The organism is Streptomyces sp. Q2, from assembly GCF_056820935.1.
The window spans coordinates 1-479 of record NZ_JBXEJE010000127.1 but is presented as its reverse complement, the minus strand read 5'-3'; the positions used below and the strand labels follow the sequence as shown (position 1 = coordinate 479).

Genomic DNA, 479 nt, shown 5'->3' with positions numbered 1-479 from the left:
GGGCGCGATGACCTCACGGTTCACGGTGCTGACGGTGCGGCCCGCGGGCAAACAGTCCCTGGCCGCCGCTCAGGAATCCGGCGGGGGCCGCAGCCGGTGGGACGGCGTCCTGCCCACCCAGACCCTCCTGGTCGAATGGCCGGACGGCCAGGACACTCCGACCAACTACTGGATATCGAACCTGCCCGCCACCACACCCGTCGCTGACCTGGTGCGGTGGGCGAAGATGCGCTGGCGGATCGAACATGACTACCGCGAGCTCAAACACGGCCTGGGACTGGACCACTTCGAAGGCCGAACCTGGCGCGGCTGGCACCACCACGTCACCCTCGTCACCGCCGCGCAGGCATTCCTCACCCTCCGCAGGCTCGACCCAAAAGTCGAGGCACCGACGCGAGCCTCTACCAGACCCTCGACGCACTCCAAGACCTGCTGAGGTGCTGGACCGGCACCTGCAGCACCTGCGGTCGCCCCCTCAA

The 479-nt window shown here is 68.5% G+C and carries 1 protein-coding gene; it reads left to right on the top strand.

Annotated features, from left to right (window positions below; translation table 11 throughout):
• On the top strand, positions 1–436 hold a 436-nt coding region (locus ACWBNA_RS47880), incomplete at its 5' end, for a transposase (RefSeq protein WP_482710890.1).
• Positions 437–479: the final 43 nt, after the last annotated feature.